Origin of the sequence: Mycobacterium sp. 1245805.9 (genome assembly GCF_001672915.1) — a bacterium.
GTDB lineage: Bacteria > Actinomycetota > Actinomycetes > Mycobacteriales > Mycobacteriaceae > Mycobacterium.
Genome location: NZ_LZKR01000098.1, coordinates 1 through 17,308 on the forward strand (window position 1 = coordinate 1; position 17,308 = coordinate 17,308).

The following is a 17,308-nucleotide window of genomic DNA, read 5'->3' on the forward strand; positions in this document are numbered from 1 at the left end:
CGGCGCCGACCACCTCCGCATCGTCGTGGCCCCAGTGCCCGTTGGCCGGGGCGTCGTAGCCGGCGGCAGCCAGGTCGCGCTCGGGCTCGTAGGCGCCGGCGTCGCCGGCGCGGCGCCGCCGGCGCCGCCGCCAGGCGAAGGCCAACAACACCGCCAGCACCAGCAGCACCAGCACCGGGATGGCGGCGAGCAGCCACCACCACTGCCAGGTGAACTTCTTGGCGTGCGGGGGCATCGCCGCCGTGCTCGGCTGGTTCTGGCCGGACACCTGCAGGCCGGACAGCAACGGAGCCAGGTTGGCCGGGTCGGTGCTGAACGAGTTCTTCGCCCGGTTCCAGGAGATCTTGCCGCCGGTGAACTGCTGGGAAATCACGTCGCCGTCCACGGCCTGGTCGCCGACCGGGGCGCCCAGCTTGCCGCTCGCGCCGCGCAGCTTGTCCCACGCCGCCTTCATCGCGCCGCGCACGACGAACGCGCCGTGGTCGGACGTCCAGAAGATCACCGGTTTGTCAGCCGCGGCGAACGTGGCGATCTTGCTGGCCGGCCCGATGCCGCCGTCGGCCTCGTTGGCGGTGGGGAACCCGAGGTCGCTGCCGGCCGGGCCGCCGAGCGACTCGTACTTGGCGAGGATGTCGGTCTCGAGGGCGTTGGCCCCGGTGGCCGGGTTGAAGAACACCTTGCCGCCGGCGAAGTTCTGGGCGACCCCGTCACCGCCGATCGGATACGACCCGCCCTGCTTGACGCCCAGCGGGCCGCCGGCGCCGCCGGCCGCGCGCCAGGCCATGTTGATGGCCGCGTTCGGATCGATGGCTACCTGCAGGCCCTTGAGCTGGTCGGCCAGCGCCGCCGGGTTGGTGGTGAACTCCTTGGTTTTCCTGTTCCAGGAGATCTCGCCGCCGCTGAACTTCTGGGAGGTGACCTCGCCGGCGTAGGTTTCGTCGCCGACCGGCGCCCCGAGCACGCCGCCCGAGCTGCCGAGCTTGTCCCAGGCGGCGTTCAGCGCGCCGCGCACCACGAACGCGCCGTGGTCGGTCGTCCAGAAGATCACCGGCTTGTCGCTGGCCGAGAAGGTGGCCACGCGGCTGTCCGGTCCGGCCAGCCCGGGAACCTCGTTGATGGTGGGGAATCCGAGATCGCTGCCGGCCGGGCCGCCGAGCGACTCGTATTTGTCCAGGATCGGGCCGTAGACGAACTTGGCGCCGGTGTCGGTGGTGTAGAACATCTTGCCGCCGTCGAAGTCCAGCGCGAATCCGTCGCCGGCCGGGTACACGTCGCCCTTGCGGGGGCCGAGCGGTGAGGTGTCGCCGCCGGCCTTCTCCCAGGCGGCCATCATGGCGGCCTCGGCGTCGCCGATCGGGGACGCCGAAGCGGCGGGGCCCAGCAGCGCGGCCGCCACCACCGCGGTCGCCACGCCGACCAGCGCGCGCCCGATCAGCCTGCGCATTCGACCCCTCTGCCCGCTCACCAAGCCTCCCAGGCCCGTATACCTGGCCATGCCGCACCTGCAGACCCGTTACGAACCGCATTATCGCCGGGCTCGCATAACTTTGCCCTTGCCGACGAGAAATGCGAAGTCAAATCACGAAAATTGCGAAAACGGAGACCGCGCCGATGTCGAAATGATGCCCCAGCATGCCCGTACCGCGACCAACCACGGCTTCCGGCGCCCCGATCGCCCGTTTGCCGATGTGCCACGCTGCACTCGGTATACGAGAAACACATGTGCCGACGGTACGTGAAGCCGTTAGCTGGTCGTCAATCTAGGGGGCCAATAGACCAATTGGGCCATTCATCATCGGGCCCCACGCACGGCCGCGCCGCAGTCCTTGCGCGGCAACCACATTGCTCAGACGCCGAGGCTGCGGCCGATGATCTCCTTCATGATCTCGGTCGTGCCGCCGTAGATCGTCTGCACCCGCGCGTCCAGATAGGCTCGGGCGACGGGGTATTCGCGCATGTAGCCGTAGCCGCCGTGCAGCTGCAGGCAGCGGTCGATCAGATGCACCTGCTTCTCGGTGGAATACCACTTGGCCATCGCGGCCTGCTCGGCCGTCAGCTTCCCGTCCAGGTGCAGGCGGACGAACTCGTCGACCATGATGCGGACCACGGTGGCCTCGGTCGCCAGCTCGGCGAGCAGGAATCGGCTGTTCTGGAAGCTGCCGATGGGCTTGCCAAAGGCCTTGCGCTCCTTGGTGTATTGCAGCGTCTGCTCCAGCACACCTTCCATCGCGGCGGCGGCCATGACGGCGATGTTGATCCGCTCCTGCGGCAGGTTCTGCATGAGGTAGATGAACCCCATGCCCTCCTCGCCGAGCAGGTTTTCGGCCGGCACCTTGACGTCGCTGAACGACAGCTCGGCGGTGTCCTGGGCGTCCAGGCCGATCTTGTCGAGGTGGCGGCCCCGTTCGAAGCCCTCCATGCCACGCTCGACGACCAGCAGGCTGAAGCCCTGCGCGCCCTTCTCGGGGTCGGTCTGGGCGACCACGATCACCAGGTCGGAGTTGATTCCGTTGGTAATGAACGTCTTTGACCCGTTCAGCACGTAGTGATCGCCCTGCTTGACCGCGCGGGTCTTGATGCCCTGCAGGTCGCTGCCGGTTCCCGGTTCGGTCATCGCGATGGCGGTGATCATTTCCCCGGTGCAGAACTTGGGCAGCCAGCGCTGCTTCTGTTCCTCGTTGGCCAGCTTCAGCAGGTACGGCGCGATGATGTCGTTGTGCAACCCGAAGCCGATGCCGCTGTAGCGCCCGAGGGTGGTCTCCTCGGTGATGATCGTGTTGTAACGGAAGTCGGGGTTGCCTCCCCCGCCGTATTCCTCCGGCACCGCCATGCCCAGGAAGCCCTGCTTGCCGGCCTCTAACCACACGCCCCGGTCGACGATCTTCGCCTTCTCCCATTCCTCGTGGTAGGGCGCCACGTGGCGATCGAGGAAGCCGCGGTAGGACTCGCGGAACAAATCGTGCTCGGGCTCGAAAAGGGTGCGCTCGTATTTGATGGCACTGCCCATGGATGACCTCCGCTGACCTCCGGGCGAATGGGACTCTGTCGCCAAGATATACCAACCAGCCGGTTGGTCGGCGGGCGGCGGGGTTGCGGGCCGCTACTGCGCGGCGAACTCGCGCAGGCTGGCGGCCAGCGCGACGGGAACGCGGGCGCGGATGCGGGTGCCGTCGGCATTGTGCTCCTCCTGCTGCACGCGCCCGCCGGCGTGCAGCCGGGCCACCAAATCGCCGCGGTCGTAGGGGATCACCACGTCGACGGCCGTGTCGGTGGGGGCGGCGAGCTCGGTCATCCGCCGTTGCAACGCGTCGATGCCCTCGCCGGTGCGCGCGGACACGAACACGGCCCCGGGCAGCCCGTGCCGAAGCTTGGCCAGCGCCAGGTCGCTCGCGGCGTCCACCTTGTTGACCACCAGCAGCTCGGGCGGCGAGTCGCCGTGATGGTCGGCGACCACTTCGGAGATCACCTGGCGGACCGCGTTGATCTGGGCGATCGGGTTGACGTCGGAGCCGTCCACGACGTGCACCAGCAGATCGGCGTCGACGACCTCCTCCAGGGTGGAGCGGAACGCCTCGACCAGCTGGGTGGGCAGGTGCCGCACGAAGCCGACCGTGTCGGTGAGGACGGCGGGCCGGCCGTCGGCCAGCACGGCGCGCCGGGTGGTGGGCTCCAGGGTGGCGAACAGCGCGTCCTGCACCAGCACCCCGGCCCCGGTCAGCGCGTTGAGCAGGCTGGATTTCCCGGCGTTGGTGTAGCCGACGATCGCGATCGAGGGGACGTCGCTGGCCAGCCGGCGGCTGCGCTGGGTGTCGCGGGCCTGCTTCATGTCCTTGATCTCGCGGCGCAGCTTGGACATCCGTTCGCGGATGCGCCGCCGGTCGGTCTCGATCTTGGTCTCACCGGGACCGCGCAGCCCCACGCCGCCGCCGCTGCCGCCGGCGCGGCCGCCGGCCTGCCGGGACATCGACTCACCCCAGCCGCGCAGCCGGGGCAGCATGTACTCCATCTGGGCCAGCGACACCTGGGCCTTGCCCTCCCGGCTGGTGGCGTGCTGGGCGAAGATGTCCAGGATCAGCGCGGTGCGGTCGATGACCTTGACCTTCACCGCCTTTTCCAGCGCGGTCAGTTGCGCCGGGGACAGCTCGCCGTCGCAGATGACGGTGTCGGCGCCGGTGGCCAGGACCACCTCGCGCAGCTCGGCGGCCTTGCCGGACCCGATGTAGGTCGACGGGTCGGGCCGGTCGCGGCGCTGGATGAGCCCCTCGAGCACCTGCGAGCCGGCGGTTTCGGCCAGGGCCGCCAGCTCGGCCATGCTGGCCTGGTTGTCGGCGGCGCTGCCCTCGGTCCACACGCCCACCAGCACCACGCGCTCGAGGCGCAGCTGGCGGTACTCGACCTCGGAGACGTCGGCGAGTTCGGTGGACAGCCCCGCGACCCGGCGCAGCGCCGATCGGTCCTCGAGGGCGAGTTCGCCCGCACTGGGCTCTAGATCCGGTTGATCGGGAAAGGGAGTTTCGGGATTCGTCATAGGCAATTAGCAATAGTGCACGCTAAATCGGTGCAGCGCACCTGATTTAACGCCCCTGGGTGCGCCACCATTCCTCACTGATCTCGCCGCGGGCCACCAGCACCGACGGTCCGCGCAAGTAGCTGGTGGCGTCGGTGACGGTGACGACGACGTCGCCGCCGGGCACCCGCACGGTCAGCGTCCCGGTGTCGGCGCCGCCGGCGGCCAGCGCGGCGACGGCGGCCGCGACGGTCCCGGTGCCGCACGAGCGGGTCTCCCCCACCCCGCGCTCGTGGACGCGCATCCGGACCATCCCGTCGACGGGTGACGTGAGCACCTCGACGTTGACCCCCTCGGGGAACTGGGCGCGGTCGAACTGCACCGGCGCGCCGACGTCGAGGGCCGCCAGCCCGTCGGCGTCGAGTTGCGGGTCCACGCAGGCCAGGTGAGGGTTGCCCACGTCGACCGCCAGCCCGGCGAACCGCCTGCCGCCGATGACGGCCTCCCCGGACCCGAGCCGGTTGGCCTTGCCCATGTCGACGGTGACGTCGGCGTCGGTGTCGTCGGCGTGGTGCAGGGTGACCGGGCGCGCGCCGGCCAGCGACCCGACGACGAACTCGTCGCGGGATTCCAGGCCGGCGGCCCGCAGGTAGTGCGCGAACACCCGCACGCCGTTGCCGCACATCTGCGCGGTCGAGCCGTCGGCGTTGCGGTAGTCCATGTACCAGTCACCGGCGCCCACGCCGTCCGGCAGGCGCTCGAGCACGCCGGCCGCCGCCGCGGCGCCCGCGGTGGTGATCCGCAGCACCCCGTCGGCGCCCAGCCCCCGGCGCCGGTCGCACAGCGCGGCCACCCGGGCGGCGGTCAGCGCCAGCGCGGCATCGAGGTCGGGCAGCAGCACGAAATCGTTCTGCGTGCCGTGGCCCTTGGCGAAGAGCATGCAGTTCAGGGTACTTGGCGCCACGCCCGCAACGCCTCGTCAACGAGCCCCTCGGCACCGGCGCCGAGCCAGTGCACCCGGTGGTCCCGGCGAAACCACGACCGTTGCCGCCGCACGTAGCGCCGGGTGCCCACGTACGTCTGCTCCCGCGCGTCGCGCAGCTGATCCGGCCCGCCGCCGGCGTCGAGCGCCGCCAGCACCTGCGCGTAGCCCAGGGCGCGCGCGGCGGTGACCCCGTCGCGCAGGCCCTCGCCCAGCAGGCCGCGGACCTCGTCGACCAGCCCCTGCTCGAACATCGCGTCGGTGCGGCGGGCTAATCGCTCGTCGAGAAGCGTTGTATCGCAATCCAATCCGATGATGACGGTGTCCCAGCGCGGAGAGCCGATGCGCGGCGCGGAGGCGGCGAACGGTTGTCCGGTGAGCTCGACGACCTCCAGGGCGCGCACCGTGCGTCGGCCGTCGGTGGGCAGGATCGCCGCGACCGCGGCCGGGTCCCGGCGGGCCAGCTCGGCGTGCAGCTCGCCCACCCCCACCTCGGCGAGGCGGCGCTCCCAGCGGGCCCGCACCGCGGGGTCGGTGGCCGGGAAGGACCAGTCGTCGAGCAAGGACTGGACGTAGAGCATCGAGCCGCCCACGATCACCGGCACCGCGCCCCGGGCGGCGATCGCCTCGATGTCCGCGGCGGCGCCCGCCTGGTAGCGGGCGACTGTCGCGGTCTCGGTGACGTGCAGGACGTCGAGCTGATGGTGCGGAATGCCGCGGCGCTGCTCGGCGGGCAGCTTGGCGGTGCCGATGTCCATGCCGCGGTAGAGCTGCATGGCGTCGGCGTTCACGACCTCCGCGCCGACCCGTTCCGCAAAGTCCAGCGCCAGCTGCGACTTGCCGGTGCCGGTGGGCCCGATGATCGCGAGCGGTCGGTTCATGGCTGCCAGACGCCGGCGAAGTAGCCCACACCGTAGGGCGCACCCCGGTAGAGCTCCTTGGCCGACCGCGGCCCCGGCTCGGTCAGCCCGGCCAGCACCCCGAACGCGACCCGCCCCAGGATCTGCGGCGGCAGCTGGGCCAGGGCGGCGGCGTCGCCGTCGGCCAGCGCGTCGTCCAGGGCCAGCTGCGCCGCCGCGTCCTCCGGGTGATGGCCGCCGGGGGCGGCCGGGGTGAGGGTGTTCGCGCCGTCGGCCACCACCAGCACGCCGACCGGATCGGGCGTCCGGTCGATCTCCGCGCGCAGCCGCCGGCCGTGGGCCAGCGCGGCGTCGGCGTCGTGGTCGCCGCGGTAGACGCGAACCTGCACACGGGCGTCGGGGCGGGCCTGGCCGCGCGCCCAGCCGGCCAGCAACGCGCACACCGGGAGGTCGGCGGCCCGGCGCGCCTGCGGCGACAGTCGCACCGGCACGTCGACGCCGAAGCCGGCGAACGTGCTGCTGGAGTCGGGGCCGACGACCTCGTCGGCCGGGCCGGTGCCGATCGCCACCCAGCGCGGCGGCAACAAGGCGGCCGCGGCCAGGGCCGCCGCGGTCAGGTCGGCCACCTCGGCGGCGGCCGCCCCGGCCAGCTCGGGAACGAGCACCGGCGCAGCGGGAACGATCGCGATGGCGCTCAGCACGCAACCACCCTAACGAGGCGCTACGTGATCGTCGGGCTTCCCTCCGGCGCCGGCGGGGACACACCGGGAACCTCCCGCGGCACGTCCAGCCCCGTCTCGGCCACCAGCGAGGCGGCCTCCCCGCGCGCCAGGGCGACCGTCGCGATGATCACCAGGGCCACCGCCGAAACCAGCACCAGCGCGGCGGGGCCCTCGGTGTAGAGCGTCTCGTCGAGCACGGTGACCCCCAGCACGCCGGCCACCACCGGCTTGCACACGGTCATCGTGGGTAAGGACGCCGTCAGCGCGCCGGCGCGGAAGGCGGACTGCTGAAAGACCATTCCGCACACGGCGACCGCCAGCCAGGGATAGAACTCGGGCGCGGTCAGCACGGCGCCCGCGCCGTCCTCGGCCACCTCCACGACGCCCTTGGTCAGCACCGCGAACAACGCCAGCGACGAACCCGCCACCACGGCCAGCAGCACCGCCGCGACCGGACGTCCCTTCCAAACCCGGGCCGCCAGCACACACCCGACCAACAACGGCCCCATCACCGCGACCACGATGAGCCACGTCGACAGCGGCGCCCGCTGCCGGCCGTTGGTCGGGTCACCGACGATGATCACCACCGCCAGGGCGGCCGCCAGCACCGCCGCCCACACCCACTCCCAGCGGGTCACCCGTTGGTGGGTCAGGCGGGCGTAGATGGGCAACGCGAACAGCAGCGCGGTCACCTGCAGCGACGTGACCAGCACCACCGAGCCCCACGCCAGCGCGCCGGCCTGCAGGCTGTAGTTGGTGATCGCGGCCAGCCCGCCGAGCCACCACCGCTTGTCGCGCAACGACATCCGGAACAGCTCGAGGTGGCCGACTTCCTTGTCGGTGATCTCGTGCGCGGACCGCTGCCGGATCACGTCGCCGACCGCGGAGGCGAGCGCGGCGCACAAGGCGATCAGCGCGGCGACGTCAACTTTCGTCATGGGGACCCCTCACCAGCGTTCCGCCCGAAAGCTGTATGTACACGTGCCGTTCCCTAACAGTTCAACGACCACTGTAGTGGGGCGCGCGGGGGTCTCGACCCCAACGAACCCCGGCGATCCGCCGACGAACCGGGCCGCACCTGGGAAAAACCTGCGGGATTTTTCGCGATTCGGCCATCGCGATCCACCCCCTCGAAAGCCACGGCGAAAAAGACCATTGGCCTGTGCCACGGTACCGGGCCCGGCGCCGTCGCCAAATGGCCGCAGCGCCGGTGGAATCGAACCGTTATCCCCGGTGCGACGGGCCGCGCCCGGGTCGGTGCGCGGGCCTGCCCCGGCGTTTGCGAAGCTGGCCGACGCGGGCGAACGCCGGTGGCGCCAAAACAGTAGGCGCGCTTCGCCCGCCAAGCTGCTTGAATACTGTTGGAACCGGTCAACGAGCGTAAGGAGCCGCCACGCGCGGCAGGCGCGCGGGACATCACCGCGCGAGTTGCAGAAGGGTTGGTAACGAGCGCATGACGTCCGACGAGCCCGGCAGCAGCGCCCCACCCAAGCCCGTGCCGCGCCCGGGCCCGCGTCCCGGACCCCGGCCGGTGAGCTCGGGTCCGCGGCCCGCGCCGGTGGTCGCCCACCCGACCAGCGATCCGCACCGGTTCGGACGCGTCGACGACGACGGCACCGTCTGGCTGATCAGCTCGGCCGGCGAACGCATCGTCGGCTCGTGGCAGGCCGGCGACCGCGAGGCCGCCTTCGCCCACTTCGGCCGACGCTTCGACGACCTGAGCACCGAGGTCACCCTCATGGAGGAACGGCTGGCGTCGGGAACCGGGGACGCCCGCAAGATCAGGGCGCACGCCGCCGAGCTGTCCGAGACGTTGCCGACCGCGAGCGTCCTGGGCGACGTCGACGGCCTCGCGGCCCGGTTGGCCAGCCTGGTCGAGCGCGCCGAGGCGGCCATCGCCGAGGGCCGCTCCAAGCGCGAGGAGCATCGGGCCGCGCAGACCGCCCGCAAGGAGGCCCTGGCCGCCGAGGCCGAGGACCTGGCCGCCAACGCGACGCAGTGGAAGGCCGCCGGCGACCGGCTGCGGGCAATCCTCGACGAGTGGAAGACGATCAGCGGCCTGGACCGCAAGGTCGACGACGCGCTGTGGAAGCGCTATTCGGCCGCGCGCGACACTTTCAACCGGCGGCGCGGATCCCACTTCGCCGAGCTGGACCGGGAGCGATCCGGGGTCCGCCAGTCCAAGGAACGGCTCTGCGAGCGCGCCGAGGAACTGTCCGATTCGACGGACTGGACCGCCACCAGCGCCGAGTTCCGCAAGCTGCTCACCGAGTGGAAGGCGGCCGGGCGGGCGACCAGGGAAGTCGACGACGCCCTGTGGCGGCGCTTCAAGGCGGCCCAGGACTGCTTCTTCACCGCCCGCAACGCGGCGGCGGCGGAAAAGGACGCCGAGTTTCGCGCCAACGCCACCGCCAAGGAGGCGCTGCTGGCCGAGGCGGAGAAGATCGACACCGGCAACCTCGAAGCGGCGCGGGCGGCGTTGCGGTCCATCGCCGACAAGTGGGACGCCATCGGAAAGGTGCCGCGGGAACGCTCCGCCGAGCTGGAGCGGCGCCTGCGCGCGGTCGAGAAGAAGGTGCGTGACGCCGGCGACGCGGATTGGTCCGACCCGCAGGCGCAGGCCCGCGCCGAACAGTTCCGCACTCGCGCCGAGCAATACGAACAGCAGGCGCAGAAAGCGGCGGCGGCCGGCCGGACCAAGGAGGCCGACGAGGCCAGGGCCAACGCGGAACAGTGGCGGCAATGGGCCGAAGCGGCCGCCGAGGCGTTAACGCGCCGGTCCTAGCCGTTCGACGGGGTTTCGGGGTCGTCCGGTTTGTCGAGGGTATCCAGCAGGGTCATCGACTGCTGCTGAGCCGCGACCCGGCGCCGCTCCTCCTCGGCGGCCAGGTGCACGACGGTGCGCGCCCAGACCAGGCGGGCCCAGTGAAACGTCAGCACCATCACGGTGATCCACGCGAGGATCAGCCCCACACCCGGCCCGGGATGCCCGGCGGCGACGGTCTGGCGCGACCAGACCGCCAACAGCCCGGCGCCGGAGGCGATCGCCGAGCCCGCCAGCGCGACCCAGGCCAGCGCCCAGCGCCGTGTCATCAGCGCCAGCATCGAAAAGCCCACGCCGAACACCAGTGCCAGCCAGGTGAACACGCGCGACGGCAGGGCCACCGCGGCGGCGCCGGCGCCGTGGCTGGAGAACAGCACGTCCCAGCCGCGCACGTGCCCGGTGTGCGGCAGGATGAACGAAGCGAGCAGCACGAAGACCAGGATCGCGACCACCAAAGCCCTTGGGCCGGGCTCGATCTCGCCGGCCACCCGGCGTTCGGCCGCGTCGATTTCGGTCCGCAGCGCGTCGATGTCGGTGTGTTCTTTCTTCATCGGTTACATCCCAGGGGTTCTCGTTGCTCGGTGGCCGGGCCGACGCCGGGCATGCCCAGGCCGATCGTGCGCGGGCGCCGTCCGGCGGCGTGGGCGTCGCCGGCCCGGGTGAGGCGGTGGCCCAGGATGCCGGCGTCGGCGATCAGGTGGTGCGGCGCCGCCTCGGTGATTTCCGTGGTGACGATGTCGCCGGGCCGCACCCCTTCGTTCGAGGCGAAGTGGACCAGCCGGCCGTCGCGCGCGCGTCCCGTCATGCGCGCCGTGCGGGCGTCCTTACGCCCTTCGCCGGTGGCGACGAGCAATTCGACCCGCTGCCCGATCAGCGCGCGGTTGCCCTCCAGCGAGATCTGCTCCTGCACCGCGACGAGGCGCTCGTAGCGTTCCTGCACAACGGCTTTCGGCAGCTGCCCGTCGAATTCGGCGGCGGGGGTGCCGGGCCGCTTGGAGTACTGGAAAGTGAACGCCGCCGCGAAGCGCGCCCGCCGCACGACGTCGAGGGTGGCGGCGAAATCCTCTTCGGTCTCGCCGGGAAATCCGACGATCAGGTCCGTGGTGATCGCCGCGTGCGGCATGGCGGCCCGGACGCGTTCGATGATGCCCAGGTAGCGCTCGGCGCGGTACGAGCGGCGCATCGCGCGCAGCACCCGGTCGGATCCCGACTGCAGCGGCATGTGCAGGGCCGGGCAGACGTTGGGGGTCTGCGCCATCGCCTCGATGACGTCGTCGGTGAACTCGGCCGGGTGCGGCGAGGTGAACCGCACGCGTTCCAGCCCGTCGATGCGCCCGCAGGCCCGCAGCAACTCGGCGAAGGCGCCGCGATCGCGGGGCAGCGCCGGGTCGGCGAAGGAGACCCCGTACGCGTTGACGTTCTGGCCCAGCAGGGTGATTTCGAGCACGCCGTCGTCGACCAGCGATTGGACCTCGGCGAGGATGTCGGCCGGGCTGCGGTCGACCTCCTTGCCGCGCAGCGACGGCACGATGCAGAAGGTGCAGCTGTTGTTGCACCCCACGGAGATGGAAACCCAAGCGGCGTAGGCGGATTCGCGGGCGCTCGGCAGCGACGACGGGAACTGCTGCAGCGCCTCGGCGATCTCCACCTGCGCCACCTTGTTGTGCCGGGCGCGGTCGAGCAGCGTCGGCAACGAACCGATGTTGTGCGTGCCGAAGACGACGTCGACCCACGGGGCCTTGCGCAGCAGCGCGTCGCGGTCCTTTTGGGCCAGGCAGCCCCCCACCGCGATCTGCATCTCGGGGTTGCCCCGCTTGCGCGGGGCCAGGTGGCTGAGGTTTCCGTACAGCTTGTTGTCGGCGTTCTCCCGCACGGCGCAGGTGTTGAAGACCACCACGTCGGCTTCTCCAAATTGGGCCCCGTCGGCCGCCCGCCGGTAGCCAGCCGCCTCCAGCAGGCCCGCCAACCGCTCGGAGTCGTGGACGTTCATCTGGCAGCCGTAGGTGCGCACCTGGTAGGTACGCGCGGGAGCCAGCGTCGACGTCACGGGGCCATGGTACGGCGACCGGGGTCGGCCGAATGAACCCGCAGCTCAGACCCGTCGGCGCTCGCGTTCGGCGGCCAGCTCGGCGAGCACCACCTCGCACGCCAGGTTCTGGCCGTAGCCGCGGCGCGCCAGCATCCCGACCAGCCGGCGACTCAGCCGCGCGTCGTCGCCGCTCAGCGTCTCCCGCCGCAGCTTGGCCCGCACCAGCTCTTCGGCGCGGTCCCGCTCGGCGGCGGCGTCGATCCCGGCCAGCGCGGCGCCGATCACCTCTTTGCCGACGCCCTTGGTCCGCAGCTCGGCGGCCAACGCGCGCCGGCTCTTTCCCGCCCTCGTCCGCCGGGACTCGACCCACTGCTCGGCGAACTCGGCGTCGTTCACCAGGCCGACGGCGGCCAGCCGGTCGAGCACCCGCTCCCGCACGTCGTCGGGATAGCCACGTTTGGACAGCTGGCCCGACAGCTCGGCCCGGGTGCGCGATCTCGCGGTGAGCAGGCGCAGGCACAGCGCCCGCGCCTGCTCCTCGCGGGAGGGCTCAGAAGTCGACGGGGGCGGGCAGGACGTCGTCATCGGTCACCACGGCGCCAATGCCGAGCTTTTCCTTGATCTTCTTCTCGATCTCGTTGGCGATGTCGGTGTTCTCCATCAGGAAGGTGCGCACGTTCTCCTTGCCCTGGCCGAGCTGCTCGCCCTCGTAGGTGAACCACGAACCAGACTTGCGGATGAAGCCCTGATCCACCCCCATGTCGATCAGCGAGCCCTCGCGGCTGATGCCGCGCCCGTAGAGGATGTCGAATTCGGCCTGCTTGAACGGCGGCGACACCTTGTTCTTGACGACCTTGACCCGGGTGCGGTTGCCGACCGCGTTGGTGCCGTCCTTGAGCGTCTCGATCCGGCGCACATCCATGCGCACCGACGCGTAGAACTTCAAAGCCTTTCCGCCCGTGGTGGTTTCGGGGCTGCCGAACATGACTCCGATCTTCTCCCGGAGCTGGTTAATGAAGATCGCAGTGGTTCCCGAGTTGTTGAGCGCACCGGTCATCTTCCGCAGCGCCTGACTCATCAGCCGGGCCTGCAGACCGACATGACTGTCGCCCATCTCGCCCTCGAGCTCCGCGCGCGGCACCAAGGCCGCCACCGAGTCGATGACCAGAATGTCGAGCGCGCCGGAACGGATCAGCATGTCGGCGATCTCCAGGGCCTGCTCACCGGTGTCCGGCTGGCTGACCAGCAGCGAGTCGGTGTCGACGCCGAGTTTCTTGGCGTAGTCCGGGTCCAGGGCGTGCTCGGCGTCGATGAACGCCGCGACACCGCCGGCGGCTTGGGCGTTGGCCACCGCGTGCAGCGCGACGGTGGTCTTACCCGAGGATTCCGGGCCGTAGATCTCCACGACCCGGCCACGTGGCAGGCCGCCGATGCCCAGTGCCACGTCCAGTGCGATGGATCCGGTCGGGATGACCGAGATCGGCTGGCGCATCTCGTCGCCGAGACGCATCACCGAGCCTTTGCCGTAGCTCTTCTCGATCTGGGCCATCGCCAGTTCGAGGGCCTTCTCGCGGTCGGGGGCTTGCGTCATGATGCCTCTTTCTATCGTCGTTGGGTTCTTCTGACCGGTATCGGTCGGTTGGCGGTGACCCTAGGCGCGGGGTCCGACAAGTCCCCGAACGCTCACCACACTAGCCGAACACCTGTTCGATTCAAGGAGACACGCCGGGCGCCGCGACGGCGTATGGCAACATTTGCTACCGAAAGGCGCTGACGGGGCTGAAACCAGAGGAAACCGGTGCGAATCCGGTGCGGTCCCGCCACTGTGATCGGGGACGGACACGTCCTACCCGAGAGCCAGATACTCACCGTCAGCGCTTCCTCACGAGAACTGGGGCGGATTTCCCCTTAAGAGGATTGGTTGCGCATGGACATTTCTGCCGAGCTGGCCGAAATATCTTCCTACAAAAGGTTTTTCACGTTCACCGTCGGCGGCGCCGCGGCGGGGTGGCATCCGGTCGGGCAGTCATACGCCGACGGTTTCACCGATCTGATCGAGGTCACCGCCCGGCGCTATCACACGTCGGACCTGCGGATCGCCGCCTCGGTGGTTCATCTCGGCCACGCCACGCGGTTGTGGTCGCCGGTGCTGGCGTGCGCGCTGGGCCACGGCGTGGTCCCCGATCTCAAATGCCTGCAACGCGCAGACGACGGGGCGCAGCTGCGCATTCCCGAGCCCGTCGGGCAGGCCGTGGACCGGCCGTCGGCGAAGTTGCTGTACCGCCTCGTCGTCCGGGGGCACATGAAACCGTTCGCCGCCGGGCTGCGGGTCAAGCTGGCGCCGGCCCTGCTGGCGGGCAACATCGCGTCCGCGCTGCTCGGGGCGTCGCGCGCGCTGCTCATCGCGCGCCCCGACCTGCGGCCCTCGATCGTCGAGATGACGGAGTCCCTGCTGGACACCGGCATGCTGGCCGGATCGGGCGTGATCACCGACTCGCATCTGGGTTTCCGCCGGCGCAGCTGTTGCCTGTTCTATCGCATTCCCGGGAGATCCGTCTGCGGCGACTGCGTGTTTCGCCGGGCGGAGCGGCGGCCGGGACGGAAATGAGTGTGCACTGAGGGCTTTTAGTGTGTATCCAGGGCGCTCGAAACGCCCGAATCGCGCCACCAGCTCACACGCAAAGCCGTCACTGCACACTCACCACTGATCGCGCGGCACGTCGAAATCGACGCACAGGGCGCGCCAGACGTCGCGGGGGTCGACCCCGTCCTCGATCGCCTGGGCGGCGGTGCGGCCGCCGAACCCGGTCAGCACGTGATCCACCAGCACCGACGCGCCGTAGGTGGAACCGAACCGCAACACAACCCGCTCGTTGAACTCCGTCAGCCGCACGCACGCCAACATACCCAGGGAGCTACCCCGCCAAAGCCAGCGCTTCCCGGCACACCCACACCGGGTCGGCGACGTCGGCAATGCCGGCGGCGGCCCGGCGCGCGGCGTCGCGGTAGCCGGGCGACGACAGCACCTCGCCCACCGCGGCCGCCAGCGCATCGGCGCTCAGCGGCCGGATCAGCCGCCCGCTCCCCTGGCGCACCACCCGATTGGCCATCTCCCACTGGTCCCCGCCGCCGGGCACCACCACCAGCGGCACGCCGGCCAGCAGCGTCTTGCTCACGATCCCGTGGCCGCCGCCGCAGATCATCAGGTCGGCCTGCGCCAGCAGGTCGGACTGGCGCCCCAGCCCGGCCACCGCGTACGGCGGCAGCGTCAGCTCCGCCCCGCCGAGGCGCGAGACCACCAGGCGCGAGCCCGCGGGCAGCGTCTCGCCGGGCACCAGGCACTCCAGCGCGGCTTCGGCCAGGCCCGACATCCCGGTCGACGCGGTCGACGGCGCGACCACCACCACCGGGCCGGGGCCGGGCTGGACGTCGAGCACCCGATCGGTGGGCTCGAAGTGCAGCGGCCCGACGAGGACGGCCTCCTCCGGCCAGTCCGGGCGCGGCACCTCCAGCGCGGGCAGCGTGGCGATGAGGCGCCGCAACGGCCCGGGGTCGACGGCGGGCAGGCCGATCTCGAGGCGGGCGGCCGCGCGCTGCTTGATGCCGGCGCGCCAGGAGCGCCCGGTCAGCGCCCGCATGGTGACGTCGCGCAGCCGGCCGCGGAAGCCGGTGCCCGGCGCCAGCCCGCTGCCGATCGGCGGCAGCCCCTTCGACGGCAGGTACAGCGGGTGCGGGTTGAGCTCGATCCATGGGATCCCCAGCAGCTCGGCGGCCATCCCGCCGCCCGCGGTGATGACGTCCGAGACCACCAGATCGGGCGCCAGGTCGCGCAGCGCCGGGACGTTGAGCACGGCCATCCGCGCGGCGCGGCGGTGGATTCGGGCGCCGGCGTCGATGTCCTCGTCGGTGGCGGCGAGCCCATCCAACTCGGCGGCGTCGATGCCGGCCGCGCGGGCGGCGTCCGTCCATTCCGCGCCGGTGAACAGGACGGGCCGATCGCCCGCCTCGGCGAAGCGCTGGCACAGCGCGATCGCGGGGAACGAGTGCCCGGGATCCGGCCCGGCGACCACGGCGACGCGCATCGACCCCACCCTGCCACAGCGCCGCGCCGCCACGCACCGCCCTGCTCGAATAGGCTGGCGGCCATGACCGAGCTCACTGACACAGGCGTCGCGAACACCCGCACGGTCGAGGGTTTCCTGAACGCGCTTCAAGATTCGGACCTCGAGGCCGCCGAGGCCGCACTGGACGACAACCTCGTCTACGAGAACGTCGGCCTGCCCACGATCCGCGGCCGCGCCCGGGCGATCAAGCTGTTCCGCTCGATGGAGGGCCGCGGGGCGTTCGAGGTGAAGATCCACCGCATCGCCGCCGACGGCGCGGCGGTGCTCACCGAGCGCACCGACGCGCTGATCGTCGGCCCGCTGCGGCTGCAGTTCTGGGTCTGCGGCGTGTTCGAGGTGCACAACGGGCGAATCACGCTGTGGCGGGACTACTTTGACTTCTTCGACGTGTTCAAGGCGACCCTGCGTGGCCTGGCGGCGCTGGTCGTGCCGTCGCTGAAGGCTTCGTTCTAGCGCCGGGGCAACCCGCCCAGCTCGTCGAACGCCTGCGCCCAACCCAGTAGGCGATCGGTCGCGTCGACCAGCTCGTCGCGGTAGCGCTGCTGCGCCGCGCCGGCCCCGTCGCCGTTCGCCGACGACACCAATTGCGCTGCGGCGGTGACCATTTCGTTGTACTGGCGCACGCCGGCGCTCAACTGCGCGGTGAACGCGTTGATGGTGGGCGCCAGATGCGACCGCGACGACTCGGCGTACTGCGCCGCCCGCTCCATCGACACCACCTCTGCGGCGGTGGCCGCCATCGCCGCAGAGGTCTTGCCGGCCGCGGCGGTCAGATCACGGATCTCGTCCGCCGGCAGCATGGCGCCGCGCTCGATCACGCCCAACAGCGAGGAGAACCCGCGCTCGGAGGCGCCCAGCGCGTACATCGCGGGCCGGGCGGCGGAGCCGGGCGGCGGCAGCCAGCGGGTGTTGGCGGACCGCGGCGCCGGCAGTGGCTCGGCGCGCAGCCAGCGGTAGCGCAGCAGCAACAGCGTCGCCGGGATCGCCAGCACGACAGCGATTCCGCCGGTGACCTCCAGCAGCAGCGCGAACCAGCCCCACGCCGCCAGCACGCCCGTCACCACGATCCAAAACAGGCAGCCGACGCCGAAGATCACGCCCCACCGCAGCGCCCGGCGGCGGCGTCGCAGCAATCGCGCCCGCGGATCGGTTGCGGCGCTGATCTTTTGGGCCACGAAGTCGGAAAGGTCTGCGGCGGTGTCGAATCCGCGTTGCAACACCGCCCGCCATGGCGAGCGCTGCGTCGCTTTCACCGCCATC

Annotated in this window: 16 protein-coding genes, 1 pseudogene and 1 riboswitch; of the genes and pseudogenes, 3 read left to right on the forward strand and 14 right to left on the reverse strand. The window is 71.1% G+C overall.

What is annotated here, in order from left to right:
* The 7 genes and pseudogenes from A9X00_RS14270 to A9X00_RS14300 all read right to left on the reverse strand — a co-directional run.
* Positions 1-1,465, reverse strand: a pseudogene (locus tag A9X00_RS14270) (LGFP repeat-containing protein); the annotation flags it as partial.
* A 381-nt stretch (positions 1,466-1,846) separates the two neighbouring features.
* Positions 1,847-3,007: an acyl-CoA dehydrogenase family protein gene (locus tag A9X00_RS14275; RefSeq protein WP_067154202.1), complete on the reverse strand. Its 1,161-nt coding sequence runs from the start codon at positions 3,005-3,007 to the stop codon at positions 1,847-1,849.
* Positions 3,008-3,100: 93 nt separating this feature from the next.
* Positions 3,101-4,528 (reverse strand): GTPase HflX, encoded by a 1,428-nt coding sequence (gene hflX / locus A9X00_RS14280; protein WP_067154206.1) that lies wholly within the window; start codon positions 4,526-4,528, stop codon positions 3,101-3,103.
* Between the two features lie 46 nt (positions 4,529-4,574).
* The gene (gene dapF / locus A9X00_RS14285; protein ID WP_067154209.1) at positions 4,575-5,447 is read right to left on the reverse strand and encodes a diaminopimelate epimerase; all 873 of its coding nucleotides are present in this window, start codon (positions 5,445-5,447) and stop codon (positions 4,575-4,577) included.
* Positions 5,448-5,452: 5 nt separating this feature from the next.
* Positions 5,453-6,370 carry a tRNA (adenosine(37)-N6)-dimethylallyltransferase MiaA gene (gene miaA / locus A9X00_RS14290; protein ID WP_067154213.1) on the reverse strand — a complete coding sequence of 306 codons (918 nt, stop codon included), beginning with the start codon at positions 6,368-6,370 and terminating at the stop codon, positions 5,453-5,455.
* Positions 6,367-7,050 carry a hypothetical protein gene (locus A9X00_RS14295; RefSeq protein ID WP_067154216.1) on the reverse strand — a complete coding sequence of 228 codons (684 nt, stop codon included), beginning with the start codon at positions 7,048-7,050 and terminating at the stop codon, positions 6,367-6,369. Before A9X00_RS14295 ends, miaA begins: the two co-directional genes overlap by 4 nt.
* Positions 7,051-7,070: 20 nt before the next feature.
* Entirely contained in the window at positions 7,071-8,009 is a 939-nt protein-coding gene (locus A9X00_RS14300; RefSeq protein WP_067154219.1) for a DMT family transporter, read from the reverse strand.
* A gap of 515 nt (positions 8,010-8,524) precedes the next feature.
* On the opposite strand from A9X00_RS14300, the gene A9X00_RS14305 reads away from it, so the two are divergent.
* The gene (locus tag A9X00_RS14305; protein ID WP_067154222.1) at positions 8,525-9,856 is read left to right on the forward strand and encodes a DUF349 domain-containing protein; all 1,332 of its coding nucleotides are present in this window, start codon (positions 8,525-8,527) and stop codon (positions 9,854-9,856) included.
* Here A9X00_RS14305 and A9X00_RS14310 read toward each other — a convergent pair.
* Genes A9X00_RS14310 through recA form a run of 4 tightly spaced genes read right to left on the reverse strand, consistent with a single transcriptional unit; the run spans position 9,853 to position 13,515 of the window.
* A complete protein-coding gene (locus A9X00_RS14310; RefSeq protein WP_067154225.1) occupies positions 9,853-10,446 on the reverse strand; it encodes a hypothetical protein in 594 nt (197 codons plus the stop codon). The genes A9X00_RS14305 and A9X00_RS14310 overlap by 4 nt on opposite strands.
* Positions 10,443-11,942 (reverse strand): tRNA (N6-isopentenyl adenosine(37)-C2)-methylthiotransferase MiaB, encoded by a 1,500-nt coding sequence (miaB, locus tag A9X00_RS14315; RefSeq protein WP_067154228.1) that lies wholly within the window; start codon positions 11,940-11,942, stop codon positions 10,443-10,445. Before miaB ends, A9X00_RS14310 begins: the two co-directional genes overlap by 4 nt.
* Positions 11,943-11,987: 45 nt before the next feature.
* A complete protein-coding gene (gene recX / locus A9X00_RS14320; RefSeq protein WP_067154232.1) occupies positions 11,988-12,509 on the reverse strand; it encodes a recombination regulator RecX in 522 nt (173 codons plus the stop codon).
* Positions 12,475-13,515, reverse strand: coding sequence for a recombinase RecA (recA, locus tag A9X00_RS14325; protein WP_067154235.1), 1,041 nt, complete (start codon positions 13,513-13,515; stop codon positions 12,475-12,477). Before recA ends, recX begins: the two co-directional genes overlap by 35 nt.
* 166 nt (positions 13,516-13,681) lie before the next feature.
* A riboswitch (cobalamin riboswitch) is annotated at positions 13,682-13,812 on the forward strand.
* A 39-nt stretch (positions 13,813-13,851) separates the two neighbouring features.
* On the opposite strand from recA, the gene A9X00_RS14330 reads away from it, so the two are divergent.
* A complete protein-coding gene (locus A9X00_RS14330; RefSeq protein WP_067154238.1) occupies positions 13,852-14,532 on the forward strand; it encodes a (2Fe-2S)-binding protein in 681 nt (226 codons plus the stop codon).
* 90 nt (positions 14,533-14,622) lie between these two features.
* On the opposite strand, the gene A9X00_RS14335 is transcribed toward A9X00_RS14330, so the two are convergent.
* Both A9X00_RS14335 and A9X00_RS14340 read right to left on the reverse strand, forming a co-directional pair.
* Positions 14,623-14,829: a DUF3046 domain-containing protein gene (locus tag A9X00_RS14335; protein ID WP_067154241.1), complete on the reverse strand. Its 207-nt coding sequence runs from the start codon at positions 14,827-14,829 to the stop codon at positions 14,623-14,625.
* 10 nt (positions 14,830-14,839) lie between these two features.
* Complete coding sequence (locus tag A9X00_RS14340) at positions 14,840-16,006, reverse strand: glycosyltransferase (RefSeq protein WP_067154281.1); 1,167 nt, start codon at positions 16,004-16,006, stop codon at positions 14,840-14,842.
* A gap of 63 nt (positions 16,007-16,069) precedes the next feature.
* Between A9X00_RS14340 and A9X00_RS14345 the strand changes: the two genes are divergently transcribed.
* Positions 16,070-16,501 carry a limonene-1,2-epoxide hydrolase gene (locus A9X00_RS14345; protein WP_067154244.1) on the forward strand — a complete coding sequence of 144 codons (432 nt, stop codon included), beginning with the start codon at positions 16,070-16,072 and terminating at the stop codon, positions 16,499-16,501.
* Here the strand turns inward: A9X00_RS14345 and A9X00_RS14350 are convergent.
* Positions 16,498-17,307, reverse strand: a complete 810-nt coding sequence (locus A9X00_RS14350) for a hypothetical protein (protein WP_067154278.1) — start codon at positions 17,305-17,307, stop codon at positions 16,498-16,500. The two genes, A9X00_RS14345 and A9X00_RS14350, sit on opposite strands and share 4 nt — an antisense overlap.
* Position 17,308 lies beyond the last annotated feature (1 nt).

Excerpts from the sequence above, each read along its gene's own strand:
- recX (WP_067154232.1), bottom strand. The coding sequence starts at position 12,509 with ATGACGACGTCCTGCCCGCCCCCGTCGACTTCTGAGCCCTCCCGCGAG.
- miaA (WP_067154213.1), bottom strand. The coding sequence starts at position 6,370 with ATGAACCGACCGCTCGCGATCATCGGGCCCACCGGCACCGGCAAGTCG.
- A9X00_RS14275 (WP_067154202.1), bottom strand. The coding sequence starts at position 3,007 with ATGGGCAGTGCCATCAAATACGAGCGCACCCTTTTCGAGCCCGAGCAC.
- A9X00_RS14345 (WP_067154244.1), top strand. The coding sequence starts at position 16,070 with ATGACCGAGCTCACTGACACAGGCGTCGCGAACACCCGCACGGTCGAG.
- A9X00_RS14305 (WP_067154222.1), top strand. The coding sequence starts at position 8,525 with ATGACGTCCGACGAGCCCGGCAGCAGCGCCCCACCCAAGCCCGTGCCG.
- hflX (WP_067154206.1), bottom strand. The coding sequence starts at position 4,528 with ATGACGAATCCCGAAACTCCCTTTCCCGATCAACCGGATCTAGAGCCC.
- dapF (WP_067154209.1), bottom strand. The coding sequence starts at position 5,447 with ATGCTCTTCGCCAAGGGCCACGGCACGCAGAACGATTTCGTGCTGCTG.
- A9X00_RS14340 (WP_067154281.1), bottom strand. The coding sequence starts at position 16,006 with ATGCGCGTCGCCGTGGTCGCCGGGCCGGATCCCGGGCACTCGTTCCCC.
- A9X00_RS14350 (WP_067154278.1), bottom strand. The coding sequence starts at position 17,307 with ATGGCGGTGAAAGCGACGCAGCGCTCGCCATGGCGGGCGGTGTTGCAA.
- A9X00_RS14330 (WP_067154238.1), top strand. The coding sequence starts at position 13,852 with ATGGACATTTCTGCCGAGCTGGCCGAAATATCTTCCTACAAAAGGTTT.
- A9X00_RS14310 (WP_067154225.1), bottom strand. The coding sequence starts at position 10,446 with ATGAAGAAAGAACACACCGACATCGACGCGCTGCGGACCGAAATCGAC.
- A9X00_RS14300 (WP_067154219.1), bottom strand. The coding sequence starts at position 8,009 with ATGACGAAAGTTGACGTCGCCGCGCTGATCGCCTTGTGCGCCGCGCTC.
- recA (WP_067154235.1), bottom strand. The coding sequence starts at position 13,515 with ATGACGCAAGCCCCCGACCGCGAGAAGGCCCTCGAACTGGCGATGGCC.
- A9X00_RS14335 (WP_067154241.1), bottom strand. The coding sequence starts at position 14,829 with ATGTTGGCGTGCGTGCGGCTGACGGAGTTCAACGAGCGGGTTGTGTTG.